General features: G+C 70.5%; 14 protein-coding genes. 6 read left to right on the top strand and 8 right to left on the bottom strand.

The annotated features are described in order from the left end of the window. The first annotated feature begins 78 nt into the window (after positions 1–78). Positions 79–2,076, top strand: coding sequence for a transglutaminase domain-containing protein (locus VM306_RS39780; RefSeq protein WP_325524530.1), 1,998 nt, complete (start codon positions 79–81; stop codon positions 2,074–2,076). A gap of 13 nt (positions 2,077–2,089) precedes the next feature. Here VM306_RS39780 and VM306_RS39775 read toward each other — a convergent pair whose 3' ends face one another. The 3 genes from VM306_RS39775 to VM306_RS39765 all read right to left on the bottom strand — a co-directional run bounded on the left by VM306_RS39775 (position 2,090) and on the right by VM306_RS39765 (position 4,941). Continuing rightward, complete coding sequence (locus VM306_RS39775) at positions 2,090–2,611, bottom strand: hypothetical protein (protein WP_325524528.1); 522 nt, start codon at positions 2,609–2,611, stop codon at positions 2,090–2,092. A gap of 52 nt (positions 2,612–2,663) precedes the next feature. After that, positions 2,664–4,271: a serine/threonine-protein kinase gene (locus VM306_RS39770; protein WP_325524526.1), complete on the bottom strand. Its 1,608-nt coding sequence runs from the start codon at positions 4,269–4,271 to the stop codon at positions 2,664–2,666. Positions 4,272–4,341: 70 nt separating this feature from the next. Continuing rightward, entirely contained in the window at positions 4,342–4,941 is a 600-nt protein-coding gene (locus tag VM306_RS39765; protein ID WP_325524524.1) for a DUF4230 domain-containing protein, read from the bottom strand. A gap of 144 nt (positions 4,942–5,085) precedes the next feature. Between VM306_RS39765 and VM306_RS39760 the strand changes: the two genes are divergently transcribed. Genes VM306_RS39760 through VM306_RS39750 form a run of 3 tightly spaced genes read left to right on the top strand, consistent with a single transcriptional unit; the run spans position 5,086 to position 6,877 of the window. Further along, positions 5,086–5,973: a PAC2 family protein gene (locus tag VM306_RS39760; RefSeq protein ID WP_325524522.1), complete on the top strand. Its 888-nt coding sequence runs from the start codon at positions 5,086–5,088 to the stop codon at positions 5,971–5,973. A gap of 10 nt (positions 5,974–5,983) precedes the next feature. Next, complete coding sequence (locus VM306_RS39755; protein ID WP_325524519.1) at positions 5,984–6,343, top strand: MmcQ/YjbR family DNA-binding protein; 360 nt, start codon at positions 5,984–5,986, stop codon at positions 6,341–6,343. Positions 6,344–6,355: 12 nt separating this feature from the next. Continuing rightward, positions 6,356–6,877, top strand: coding sequence for a YciI family protein (locus tag VM306_RS39750; RefSeq protein WP_325524517.1), 522 nt, complete (start codon positions 6,356–6,358; stop codon positions 6,875–6,877). Positions 6,878–6,924: 47 nt separating this feature from the next. Here VM306_RS39750 and VM306_RS39745 read toward each other — a convergent pair whose 3' ends face one another. From VM306_RS39745 to VM306_RS39725, 5 genes are read right to left on the bottom strand one after another with little or no spacing between them, the layout of a single operon-like run. Beyond that, complete coding sequence (locus tag VM306_RS39745; protein ID WP_325524515.1) at positions 6,925–8,106, bottom strand: MFS transporter; 1,182 nt, start codon at positions 8,104–8,106, stop codon at positions 6,925–6,927. Next, positions 8,103–8,531 (bottom strand): MarR family winged helix-turn-helix transcriptional regulator, encoded by a 429-nt coding sequence (locus VM306_RS39740; RefSeq protein WP_325524513.1) that lies wholly within the window; start codon positions 8,529–8,531, stop codon positions 8,103–8,105. The genes VM306_RS39745 and VM306_RS39740 overlap by 4 nt, the downstream gene beginning before the upstream one ends. Before the next feature lie 36 nt (positions 8,532–8,567). Continuing rightward, positions 8,568–9,023, bottom strand: a complete 456-nt coding sequence (locus VM306_RS39735) for a dihydrofolate reductase (protein ID WP_325524511.1) — start codon at positions 9,021–9,023, stop codon at positions 8,568–8,570. Beyond that, on the bottom strand, positions 9,020–9,817 hold the full coding sequence (locus VM306_RS39730) for a thymidylate synthase (protein ID WP_325524509.1): 798 nt from the start codon (positions 9,815–9,817) through the stop codon (positions 9,020–9,022). The genes VM306_RS39735 and VM306_RS39730 overlap by 4 nt, the downstream gene beginning before the upstream one ends. A gap of 41 nt (positions 9,818–9,858) precedes the next feature. Further along, entirely contained in the window at positions 9,859–10,296 is a 438-nt protein-coding gene (locus VM306_RS39725; RefSeq protein ID WP_325524505.1) for a MarR family winged helix-turn-helix transcriptional regulator, read from the bottom strand. Between the two features lie 83 nt (positions 10,297–10,379). Here VM306_RS39725 and VM306_RS39720 point away from each other — a divergent pair, with 83 nt between their 5' ends. Both VM306_RS39720 and VM306_RS39715 read left to right on the top strand, forming a co-directional pair. Further along, on the top strand, positions 10,380–11,144 hold the full coding sequence (locus tag VM306_RS39720) for an SDR family oxidoreductase (protein ID WP_325524502.1): 765 nt from the start codon (positions 10,380–10,382) through the stop codon (positions 11,142–11,144). 53 nt (positions 11,145–11,197) lie between these two features. Beyond that, positions 11,198–11,983 carry an aldo/keto reductase gene (locus VM306_RS39715; RefSeq protein WP_325524639.1) on the top strand — a complete coding sequence of 262 codons (786 nt, stop codon included), beginning with the start codon at positions 11,198–11,200 and terminating at the stop codon, positions 11,981–11,983. The last annotated feature ends 58 nt before the right edge of the window (positions 11,984–12,041 follow it).

The raw sequence follows: 12,041 nt of genomic DNA, 5'->3' as shown, positions 1-12,041 counted from the left end.
CGAGCAAGCGCGGAATGCCGCTGTCCAGGCCGGCCCGCGGACTTCCGCCACCGCAGCCCCGAAACCTGTGGTGGGCCGATGAAGTACGCGTGGGTCTCCGCCGTCCTCCTCGTCGGCTCCCTCCAGCTCGCCCAGGCCTGGGACGGCGCGTTCGTCTACTTCGGACTGGCCGCGTTCGCCGGCTTCCTAGCGCTCTCGCTGACCCGGCTGGTCCCGGCGGGACTGGCGGGCCTGGCCGTCATGGTGCTGGCCATGGCGGGCGGGTTCTTCGCCGCCAGGGGCGCGTCCCCCGACCGCGACCCCACCTGGGTCCTGCTCGACACCGTTCCCAGGCTGCTCACGGCAGCCCGCCCCGCCCCGGCGACGCCCGAGCTGCTGGTGCCGGGCCTGCTGCTCATCATCGGTGTCTCGACGGTGACGGTGCTGTCGGTGGCCAAGCGCGGTACGGCCTTGTTCGTACCCGCGCTCGGCGCGGCCGTGCTGTACGTGTCGGCGGCGCTGCTCACCACCGGTCGCGCGGACCGCTACGGCCTCGTCGCGCTCACCCTCGTCGTGCTCCTCGCGCTGGGGTGGCTGATCATCGACCGGCGCGGGCCCGTCGTGCCGCCCGCGGCGCTCGCCACGGCGTTGGCGGCGCTGACGTTGCTGGCTTTCGTGTTGCCCACCAACGGGTTCGAGCCCCGCAAGCTCGTCACGCCGCCGGTCACCGACATCGCCATCGCGAACCCGTTGCCGCAGCTCGCGGCCTGGGCCGCGCAGGGGGACGCGGAGCTGTTCCGGATGCGCGGGCCCGAGGTGCCGGTGCGGTTGGTCACGCTCAGCCGGTACACGGGCGCGTCGTGGGAGGCGGCTGCCACGTACGGGCCGCTGGGGGTCGTCGACGCGCCGGACCTGCCCACCGGCGGGAAGTTCCAGGACGCCAGTGCCGATCTCACGATCACCGGGTTGCAGGGCGAGTGGCTGCCGGGCGTCGGCAAGCCGCAGGCCGTGTCGCTGAGCGACGTCATGGTGGATCCCGACAGCGGGTCGCTGGTGGTCGCCGAGGGCATCAGGACGGGGCTGAGCTACACGGTGCGCGGCGTCGTCGAGACGCCTGCCGACGCCGATCTCGCCGAGGCCGGCGTTCCGGCGGACGCGACGAGGTACACGGCGTTGCCGCGGTTGCCGTTCACGTTGGCCGAATACGCGCGGCAGGCGACGGCCAACGCGCGCACGCCCTACGAGAAGGCCGTGGCGCTGGAACAGGTCGTGCGGCTCAACCGCCGTCCGGACGCCGAGGCGCCCGTCGGGTCGTCCTACGCGCGGCTGGAGACGTTCCTGTTCGGGGCGCCGGGCGAGTCCGGGGCCGGTGCGGGCACAGCCGAGCAGTTCGCGTCGTCGTTCGCGGTGCTGGCGCGAGCGGTCGGGCTGCCGACGCGCGTGGTGGTCGGGTTCCAGCCAGTGCCGGAGCAGAACGGTGAACGGGTCGTCCGCGCCGCGGACGCCACGGCCTGGCCGGAGGTCTACTTCAGCGGGTGGGGCTGGGTGGCGTTCGATCCGGTGTCGGGCAACGGGAGCGGGCCCAGCGCCGCGTCGAAGCGCGAGGTGCTGAACCGGCTCGCGTCGACCACCGCGAAGCCTACGCCGACCTCGCTGGCATCCGTGCCGCCGCTGGTGCAGCCGACGGCCGTGCGGCCCGACACGGTGGCCGCGCCCGAAGCCCGGCAGGGGTTCCCGTTCTGGGTGTTCGCGCCGGTGCTGGTGCTGGTGGCCCTCTACGTGGCACGGACTTCGCGGCGGCTGAGGCTGAGGTCCGCCGGACCGGTGGGCGCGTGGAACGAGGTGCTGGACTCGCTGCAGCTCGCCGGGCTCAAACCCAGGCCCAGTCGCACGGTGCCGGACGTCGGACGCGACTGGGGCGAGGCCGGGCAACGGCTCGCCGTCCTGGTGGACCAGGCGGCGTTCGCTCCGCGGCCCGGGAAGGCCGAACAGAGCTGGCGGCTCGCCCGGCAGGTGCGCAAGGCGGTGCGGCACAAGGCTTCCTGGTGGCGCAAGGTGGTGTGGGCTGTCGACCCGCGGCCGTTGTTCCGGCGCTGACGAACCACCCGCGCTAACGAACCACCTGGGCGGGGATGCAGTTCTTCCCGGTCACCTTGAGCAACGCCCCGCACAGGCGCGGCGCCACGTCCGACGGGAACGGTCCGATCCAGATGAACTGGGTGAACCTCGTGTCGTCGGGGACGATGGCCGAGCAGACGTCGTCCCGTCTGCTCAGGAACGCCGTCTGGTCGCCCAGCGCGGGGTCCGCGTTCTCCCGGTACCGCACCCACAACGACTCGTAGTCGAGCAGCACCTTGACCTCCTCCGCCCGCATCGCGCCCTCGAGCGAGTGCAGGACGAGGACGGACGAGCCGGGGTCGCAGGGCATGTCGCTGTATTCGAGCTGAACGGGCTCGGTGCGGGGTGTGGGCGAAGCGCCTGTGCCGGCAGGGGAGGACGGCTCGAGGTGGCCGCCGATGAGCAGGCCGATGCCGATCCCGATGACGAGCGGGATGGCTGCCAGCGCCACGACTGTTCGGCGGTTGTGTCCACGGGCGAACAACGGTGGGCCGGCGTAACGAGCGCTTTGCACGCGGGGGACCGTACGCCAGTCCGTGCACGCGCAACAACGCGGCCTCGGAACGTCAATTCTTGTTGGCGCAGACTTTCGCGGAGCTGCCGCGTTCGCCGCTGTAACCGAATGCCGCGATCTGGAAACAACGCCGCGAACCGCCGCCGTCCTCGATCACGTACGTCGTGCCGCCACCGGTCACCCGAGTCACCGCGACCGGCTTGGTGCCCGTCACGTCGACCACCACGAACTCGGCCCTGCCGTCGCTCGGGTCGCTCCACTCGAGCTGGATCGCCCTGCCCTCGTACTCCGCGCGTTTGAGCACGGGGACGAACTTCGGGTCGGAGTTCGGCGGCGGGCCCGCGTCGGTCGACTCCGACGTCGGCACCGGCAGCGTTGTCGTCGTCACCGGCGGTTGGGCCTGCTTCTGGTCGTCCGGGCGGTTGAGCAGCATGCCCGCGATGACGCCGCCCGTCACCGCGGCCACGGCCAGCAGTGCGAGCACACCACCGCGCTTGGACTTGCGCGCCGGTGCCGTCATCGGCTCGGGCTCCGGCAGGTCGACGGTCGGCAGCACCGCGACCGGAGGCGGGGGAGACGGCGGTGCCGGGACGAGGTCGTGCCGGCGGTAGGTCAGGTCCTCCAAGCGGCCCCGCCAGGAATCGTCCGGTTCCTGCACCGGTTCCGGTTCCGGCTCCGGCTCGGGGACGTAGCCGCGGGGGCCGAAGCCGGGTGCCTCGGTCGGGCCCTCCGGGAAGAACTCCTCGCGCTCGCCCAGCATCGCCGTCGAGTCGGGGTCGACAAAGGACACGGCGCTGCTGCTGGAGGTCACCGCCATCAGAGCGTCGCGCAGCTCCAGTGCGGACCCGTAGCGCTCGGCCCGGTCCTTGCGCAGGCAGCGGTTGATGACGGCGACGAGCGACGCGGGCACGTCGAACCGGGTCAGCGCACGGGGTTCGGCGTTGCTCACCCGGCTGACGTAGGACAGCAGCGTGTCCTCGTCCGGGTTGTCCGACGCGAACGGCGGCTTGCCCTCCAGCAACGTGAACAGCGTCGACCCGAGCGACCAGATGTCGTCGGCGAACGACGGGGTGCCGCCCTCGATCATCTGCGGGGCCGCGTGCCGGTAGCTGACCATCTGCAGCGACGCGGAATGGCCGGCGTCGGCGCCGCGCGCGATGCCGAAGTCGGCCAGCACGTAGGAAGTCGGGAGCACCAGGACGTTCTGCGGCTTCACGTCGCGGTGCAGGATGCCCTGGCCGTGCGCGAACGCCAGCGCGTCGGCCACCGCGATGCCCGCAGCCACCACGTCCTGCACGGGCAACGGGCCCATGGCGCGCAAACGGTCGTGCAGCGAGCCACGTTCGTAGAACTCCATGACGATGCATGGACGGCCGTCGGGAAGCGTGCCCGTGTCGAGCACCGTGACGATGTGCGGGTGCTGGCGGCCGAGCTCGACGGTGATCGCCAGCTCGCGGCGGAACCGGGCCACCGTCGCCGAGTCGGTCACCTGCAGCACCTTGACGGCGACGTCGCGGCCGAGACCGTCCTGGCGGGCCCGGTGGATGGTGCCCTCGCCGCCCTGGGCGATCACGCGGAAACCGCTGTAGCCGGGCAGCGCGATCTCGGGAGCCTGCGCGGCCTCCCGCGCGGGCGCCCAGGCCATCAGATCGTCTTCCACCGGCGGATCCTATCCCGGAGCGGTCACCTCACCGAGTGACGTTCGTCGGGAAGGGCGTGGAGGGTTCGGATCAGTCGCCGACCACTTTCACCTGGAACCCCAACGACTGCAGCATCCCGGTCAGCATCACGCGGGTGTTGTCCTCCGCGCGCTTGAGCAGTTCCGACTGCTTCGCGGCCTCTGCGAGCTTGGCTTCGGCCGCGACGTAGAACCGTTGCTGGTCCGGGGGCCCCGCCAGGGCCTGCAGGTCGTTGACCAGACCGCGTTCCTGGCTGAAGATGTAGGACCTGTCGTGGTGCATGTTCGGTTTGTCCAGCTGCGGCTTCGGCAGCCGGAGCTCGACGGTCTTGCGGTCGGGCGACACGACGAGCCCGTCGTCCTTGAGGGTGCCGAAGTCGACGAAGGCGTTGACGGATCCGGCCGCGACGAACAACGTGCGTTCACCGGCCAGCGCGGCGGGTACCCACTTGACGTCGTTCTCGATGTCGAGCACGACCTGGAACTCGCCCGCGGCGGCGTGGAACTGGCTGAGGTCGCGCACCGACTTCAGCATCGCCGGCTGGCTCCGGTCGATCGTCTCCTCGTCGCCGAAGGGCTTGAACTGCCCGAAGACGAACACCGCCGAGCCGAGGATGATGAGAACGGCTGCGACCAAAGCTCCACGCGTCATCCAGCGCTTGTACACCTTGTGGGGGTACCCGTGAGGTGATGCGCACACACGGTCCGTATGGGCTAATCGACCCGTGCGGAATCAGTTCCGTGTCCACATGGTTGGCTTGGACGAGACTGGAACGAGTGCTTCAGGAGGCGTGCGGTGGACCCGGAGAACCTGTACGAGGTCGACTCGGAGGTGCCGGACCTGACAGGCGCGGTGTTGCTGCACCACTTCGAGGGTTTCATGGACGCCGGCGCCGCGGGACGGCTGCTCGCCGAGCACCTGCTGGAGACCCTGGAGAGCCGCGTCGTCGCGCGCTTCGACATCGACGGTCTGATCGACTACCGCTCGCGCCGGCCGCTGATGACCTACGCGACCGACCACTGGGAGGACTACGCCGCCCCCGAGCTCGTCGTGCACCTGCTGTGGGACAGCGCCGGCCACCCGTTCCTGCTGCTCAAGGGCCCCGAGCCGGACCGCGGCTGGGAGGCGTTCATCCAGGCCGTGCAGGCACTCATCGACCGGTGGGGCGTCCGTCTGACCTTGGGCTTCCACGGCATCCCGATGGGCGTGCCGCACACACGGCCGTTGAACGTCATCGGCCACGCGACCCGCCCTGAGCTCGTGTCCGAGTACCAGCCGTTCTTCAACCGCGTCCAGGTGCCGGGCAACGTGTCGGGCCTGCTGGAGTTCCGCCTGGGCCAGGCGGGCCACGACGCCATGGGCTTCGCCGCCCAGGTGCCGCACTACCTCGCGCAGTCGCAGTACCCGACTGCCGCCGTCACGCTGCTGGACGCCGTCGCCCGCGCCACGGGCCTCGCGCTGCCCATCGGGTCGCTGGTCGAGGCGTCCCAGGCGGCCGACGCGGAGATCCACCGCCAGGTCGCGGAGTCGGAGGAGGTCGCCCAGGTGGTGGAAGCGCTCGAGCGGCAGTACGACGCCTTCGTCCAGACTGTCGGCAACACCGACATCCCGAGCGCGGACGAACTGGGCGCCGAGTTCGAAAGGTTCCTGGCCGAGCAGCAGCGTCCGCCGGACCACCTGTAGGAGCTGCGCCATGGCCACCTGGGACGACGTGCACAGGATCGCCACCTCCATGCCCGACGTGACGGAACGGGTGCGCGAGGGTGTCGTCGACTGGAGGGTCAAGGAGAAGCTGTTCGTCTGGGAACGGCCGCTGCGGAAGACCGACCTGGCGGCCTTGGGCGCTTCAGCTCCGTCCGGGCCGATCCTGGCCGCTCGGGTGCCGGACCTGGGCGCCAAGGAGGCGTTGCTGGCCTCGGACGGGACGGTCTACTTCACCACGCCGCACTTCCACGGGTACTCGGCGATCCTGGTGCGGCTGGAGCACATCGGGGTGGGGGAGCTGGAGGAGCTGATCGTCGAGGCGTGGCACGCGCGGGCGCGCCGCCGGTAGAGACTGGGCGTTGTGGAGTTCTTCTGCTTTCACCGCGATCGACCCGGTTCGCTCCCGCTGCGCGAGCGGCTCGTCCAGGAGCACTGGTCCTACATGGACTCCTTCGAGCTGATCGCCCGCGGTCCCACCTTCTCCGACGGCGTCCTCACCGGCAGCGTGCACGTCGTGGACGTGCCGGACGCGGCCGCGGCGAGGGCGTTCGCGTTCGACGAGCCGAACTACCAGGCCGGCGCGTACCGGGACGTGCTGGTGCGCAGGTGGCGCAACGTGCTCGGACGGACGATGCGGGACTTCCCCGGCGGGCATGAGGGCGGTGGCCACCTCGTCATCGGGTTCGCGTCCGGAGAGCCGGTGGACCTCGTGCCCCGGCACCCCGGCGAGCTGATCGCGTACGGGTCGCTGCTGTCCGACGACGGCACCGCCTGGCTCGGAACGGCCGCGCTGGTGAGGTCGAGCGACCCCGCGTCGGTGCTGACCCGCGACCGGTACGACGCCGTCGAGGTCCACGAGTGGGAGTTCGGCGGACGGCGTTAGAGCTCCGCGACGGTGGTCACCGCGGAACAGCGCGGTGTTCGCGAACGTCATGACCGCGTGCGCTTCAGGGACTTGTCGAACACGTTGATGAGCAGGAACACGATGCTCACGGCGACGAGGAAAACCGTGAGCGTGCGCAGGCCGTCGGTGTCGACGTGGTCGCCGAAGACGAGGCCCTGCACGGAGGCCGAGACGATCGCCCCCAGGTAGACGAACGTGCGCAGCAGACCCGCCGAGGCGCCGACGCGGGCGGGGTCGGCCTGCCGGTACACGGAGTGCTGCAGCGTGAGGCCGTTGAGGCCTTGGGGGAGGCCGCTGACCAGCACGATGACCACTAAAATCCACAGTGGACCGGCCGGGGTCAGGACGAGCATCAGCACGCACACGACGACCTGGGCGGCGGAGGCGACGACCAGCTTGGCGCGCAACGCCTGGCTGCGCCCGGTCACCGCCGCCACGCCGATGGCGGTGGCGAACAGCGGCAGCAGCAGGAGTCCCGCCTGGCTCGGGGACAGGCCGCGGCTGGCCTGCAACCACTGGGTGAACCCGTAGATGAACCCGTACGACACAATGTTCGCGAGCAGTGCGCGCACGTAGGTGATGAGCAGTGGTGCGTTGAGGCCGCGCAGGTCGAACAACGGTGCGCGCTCCGCGCGGTGGGGCTCGTCGCGCGGGAAGTAGCGCCACCCCAGCGCGAACGCGACCGCGGCGAGCGGGATGTTGATCGCGAGGGTCGTGCGCCAGCCGCCGAGGTCGATCAGCAGGCCACCGAGCGGCGGGCCGATCACCGCGACGGTCTGGGTCGAGATCGCCAGGATCGTGAGCACGCCGCCGGGACTGTCCTCGCCGGTGCGGTCGGCCTCGTCGCGGAGCAGGCGCATCGCGGCGGGGTAGCCGGCGCACGTGCCGATGCCGAGCAGCACGCGGGCGACCACCAGCACGGCCAGGTTCGGTGCGACGGTGCCGAGCACTCCCGCGATCCCGACCAGCGCCGTCGCGGGCAGGAAGAGCCTGCGCGGGCCGTAGGTGTCGATCAGGCGTCCCGCTACCGGCTGGCCGATCGCCGTGGTGACGTAGAGCGCGGTGACCAGCCAGGCGGTCGCCGACGGGGGCTCGCCGAGGGCGAGGCCGATCGGCACCAGCGCGACCGACAGGATCGTCGAGTTGATCGGGTTCAGCACCGCGCCCGCGACCAGCGGGGTGATCAGGCGGCGGTCGAACCCGCTCACTCGTCCACCACGCGCTCCAGCAGCGTGACGGCCTCCTCGATCACCCGCCGCTCGGACTCGGTGAACCGCTGCGCGAGGGCCTCCGTCAGCCATTCGAGCCGCTGGGCCCGTGCGCCTCGAGCGGCCGCACGGCCGGCTTCGGTGAGCGTGATCAGCGTGCGTCGCCCGTCGTCCGGGTCGGCGGAGCGTGCGATGAGGCCCTGCTCGTGCAGGGTGGCGAGCGTCTTGGCCATGGACTGCGGCTTCACGCGCTCGGCACCCGCCAGCTGGCTGGCGGTCGACGGTTCGCCCAGCAGCGACAGCCTGGCCAGCGCGGAGGACTGGGGCGCGCTCAGGTCGTGCACCGACGACTCGTCCTGCAGCTTGCGCCGCAGCCGTTGCACGAAGACGCGCAGGCGCTGGTTGAGCACGGCGGGTTCGGTCACGATAGACAGCCTAGACTGAACAGTCTGGGCTGTCGATCAGTAGCGGACGAACCGGTAGTGCAGCCCCGAGCCCGACTCCTGCCAGTCGCCGACCTCCACCGGCTCCCGGTCCACGACCGGCGCGTAGGTGTCGCCCTCGAACGCCTCGCGGATCTCGGTCACCTCGACGCGGTCCGCGAACGGCAGCGTCGCCGCGTAGACCGCCGACCCGCCGATCACCCACAGGTCGCCGGTGACGTCCTTCAACGCCACCTCCAGCGAGTCGAACGTCTCGGCGCCTTCCTGCGGTGTGCGCGACAGCACCAGGTTGCGGCGCCCCGGCAGCGGGCGGAACCGCGGCGGCAGCGACTCCCACGTGCGTCGGCCCATCAGGACGGCCGAGCCGGCGGTGATCTCCCGGAAGTGCCTCATGTCCTCGGGGACGTGCCACGGGATGGCGTTGCCGCGCCCGATCACGCCGTTCGAGGCCTGCGCCCAGACCAGCCCGATCACACCGCCACCGGCGCCTTGATGCCGGGGTGCGGGTCGTAGCCGACGATCTCGAAGTCCTCGTAGGCGTAGTCGAACAACGAGTCCACCTGGGCCATCTTCAGCGACGGGAACTCCCGCGTGTCCCGGCTGAGCTGCAGCTCGACCTGCTCGACGTGGTTGTCGTAGATGTGGCAGTCGCCGCCGGTCCAGATGAAGTCACCGACGCCGAGCCCGGTCTGCGCGGCGATCATGTGCGTCAGCAGGGCGTAGGACGCGATGTTGAACGGCACGCCGAGGAACAGGTCCGCGCTGCGCTGGTAGAGCTGGCACGACAGCTTGCCGTCGGCGACGTAGAACTGGAAGAACGCGTGGCACGGCGGCAGTGCCATCTGCGCGATCTCGCCGACGTTCCAGGCGGAGACGATGATCCGGCGCGAGTCCGGGTTCGTCCTCAACGTCTTGAGCACCTCGGCGATCTGGTCGACGTGCCCGCCGTCCGGCGTCGGCCACGAACGCCACTGCACGCCGTAGACCGGGCCGAGCTCACCCTCGGGGGACGCCCACTCGTCCCAGATGGACACGCCGTTCTCCTGCAGCCACTTCACGTTGCTGTCGCCGCGCAGGAACCACAGCAGCTCGTACGCGATCGACCTGAAGTGGACCTTCTTCGTCGTGATCAGCGGAAAGCCCTGGCTGAGGGGATAGCGCAGCTGGTGGCCGAAGATCGACCGCGTGCCGGTGCCGGTGCGGTCCTCCTTGCGCACGCCCTCTTCCAGGACGTGGCGGAGCAGGTCTTCGTACTGCGTGTCGGGCATGCAGGCACCCTAACTTCAGAAACCCGGTGCGGTGCATCCGGCTACAGCTTGGCGAGCGCCTCGACGAGCGGCTTGAGCTCCGGGATGCCGGAAGCCTCCTCCAGCGACGCGGAGAGGACCTCGTCGTGCGTCGGGCGGGCGAGCGCCAGGAGGGCGTGGCCCTTCCCGGTGACCTCGGTGTAGATGCCGCGCCGGTCGGTGGGGCAGAGGTAGCGCGCCAGCAGGCCGCGGTCCTCCAGGCGCGTGACCAGGCGCGTCGTGGCCGACTGGCTGAGCACCACGGCGTTGGAGAGCTGGTTCATCCGAAGGTGGAACCCGTCCTGGCGGTTGAGCACGTCGAGAACGGTGTACTCGCTGACCGAAAGCTCGTGGGCCTTCTGCAGCGCTCTCTCGAGGCGGTCCTCGATCCGCGCGTGCAACGCCGCGAGCGTGCGCCAGCCCTGCGCGCGCGCCTGGACGGCGTCGTCGTCCAGTGACATAGGTCAACCCTTCTCGAATAGACAGCGTCTGCAACTATTGCGTACGCTTGTAATCGTCTTCAGCAAGTCTACCGAGGAGAGACATGGATCTGTCGGGACGCACGGCACTTGTGACGGGCTCCACCGCCGGCATCGGGTTCGCGACGGCGGAAGGCCTGCTCAAGGCGGGTGCGGCCGTGGTCGTCAGCGGTCGCAGCGAGGAGCGCGTGGCCGAGGCGGTCGGCAAGCTCGGCGGCCACGGCGACGTGCGCGGCGTCGCGGCCGACATCTCGAACGCCGAGGGCGTGGCCGAGCTGATCGCGCAGGTGCCCGACGTGGACGTGCTCGTCAACAACCTCGGCATCTACGGCGCGAAGCCGGTCTTCGAGATCGACGACGCCGAGTGGCAGCGGTTCTTCGACACCAACGTCATGTCCGGCGTGCGCCTCGCCCGGCACTACACGCCCCGCATGGTCGGGCGCGGCTGGGGCCGGGTGATCTTCGTGAGCAGCGAGTCGTCCGTCTTCACACCCACCGAGATGGTCCATTACGGCATGACGAAGACCGCGCAGCTCGCGATCTCCCGCGGCATGGCCCAGGAGGTCAAGGGCACCGGCGTCACGGTGAACTCGGTGCTGCCCGGCCCGACGCTCACGCCGGGCGTCGAGGAGTTCATCCGCGACCGCGTGGGGGAGGGCGGCGAGGCGGAGTTCGTCCGCACCGAACGCCCGACCCTGCTGCTGGGCCGCCTGATCCGCCCGCACGAGGTCGCGAACCTCATCACCTACGTCGCGTCGGACCTGTCGTCCGCGACGACCGGAGCCGCGTTGCGCGTCGACGGCGGCACCGCTCCGACGCTGATCCCCTGAGAACTGGTAAGGAAACGGTCTTGAACACTCTGAAGCTCACCAACGGTGTCACCATGCCCCAGCTCGGCTTCGGCGTCTGGCAGGTGCCGGACGAGGAGGCCACGTCCGTCGTCGCGGAGGCGTTGAAGGCGGGCTACCGCAGCATCGACACCGCTGCCGCCTACGGCAACGAGAGCGGCGTCGGCGCGGCCATCGCCCAGTCCGATGTGGACCGCGACGAGCTCTTCGTCACCACCAAGCTCTGGAACTCCGGCCACGGCTACGACTCCGCGTTGCGCGCGTTCGACGAGTCGATGAAGAAGCTCGGGCTCGACGTCCTCGACCTGTACCTGATCCACTGGCCGACGCCCGCCCGCGACCTCTACGTCGACACGTGGAAGGCGTTCGTCAAGCTGCAGGAGGAGGGCCGCGTCCGCGCGATCGGCGTCTCCAACTTCCAGCCCGCGCACCTGCGGCGCCTGGCGGACGAGACCGGCGTCGTGCCCGCGGTCAACCAGATCGAGCTGCACCCGTACTTCCAGCAGAGCGAACTGCGCGCGTTCCACGCCGAGCACGGCATCCTGACCGAGGCGTGGTCGCCGCTCGGCCAGGGCGGCGAGCTGCTGAAGGACCCGGTGGTCGCGGAGATCGCCGAGAGGCACGGCCGTTCCGCCGCCCAGGTCGTGCTGCGCTGGCACGTGCAGCTCGGCAACGTGGTGATCCCGAAGTCCGTGACGCCGTCGCGGATCCGGGAGAACATCGCCGTGTTCGACTTCGAGCTGTCGGACACCGAGGTCGCCGCTCTGTCCACTCTGGACCGCGGTGGCCGCATCGGCCCGAACCCGGACGAGCTCGACTAGTCGCGATAACGCACGAAGCCCCGGCCCGCCTCTCCGGCGGCCCGGGGCTTTGTCGGCG

This window comes from Lentzea sp., from assembly GCF_035525475.1.
Taxonomy (GTDB): Bacteria; Actinomycetota; Actinomycetes; order Mycobacteriales; family Pseudonocardiaceae; genus Lentzea.
The sequence above is the reverse complement of the archived record's forward strand: the minus strand, read 5'-3'. Positions and strand labels throughout refer to the sequence as shown.

Coding starts and splice junctions, on each gene's coding strand:
- VM306_RS39755 (WP_325524519.1), top strand. CDS start 5,984: ATGGCCACCTGGGACGACGTGCACAGGATCGCCACCTCCATGCCCGAC.
- VM306_RS39715 (WP_325524639.1), top strand. CDS start 11,198: ATGCCCCAGCTCGGCTTCGGCGTCTGGCAGGTGCCGGACGAGGAGGCC.
- VM306_RS39780 (WP_325524530.1), top strand. CDS start 79: ATGAAGTACGCGTGGGTCTCCGCCGTCCTCCTCGTCGGCTCCCTCCAG.
- VM306_RS39730 (WP_325524509.1), bottom strand. CDS start 9,817: ATGCCCGACACGCAGTACGAAGACCTGCTCCGCCACGTCCTGGAAGAG.
- VM306_RS39765 (WP_325524524.1), bottom strand. CDS start 4,941: ATGACGCGTGGAGCTTTGGTCGCAGCCGTTCTCATCATCCTCGGCTCG.
- VM306_RS39725 (WP_325524505.1), bottom strand. CDS start 10,296: ATGTCACTGGACGACGACGCCGTCCAGGCGCGCGCGCAGGGCTGGCGC.
- VM306_RS39720 (WP_325524502.1), top strand. CDS start 10,380: ATGGATCTGTCGGGACGCACGGCACTTGTGACGGGCTCCACCGCCGGC.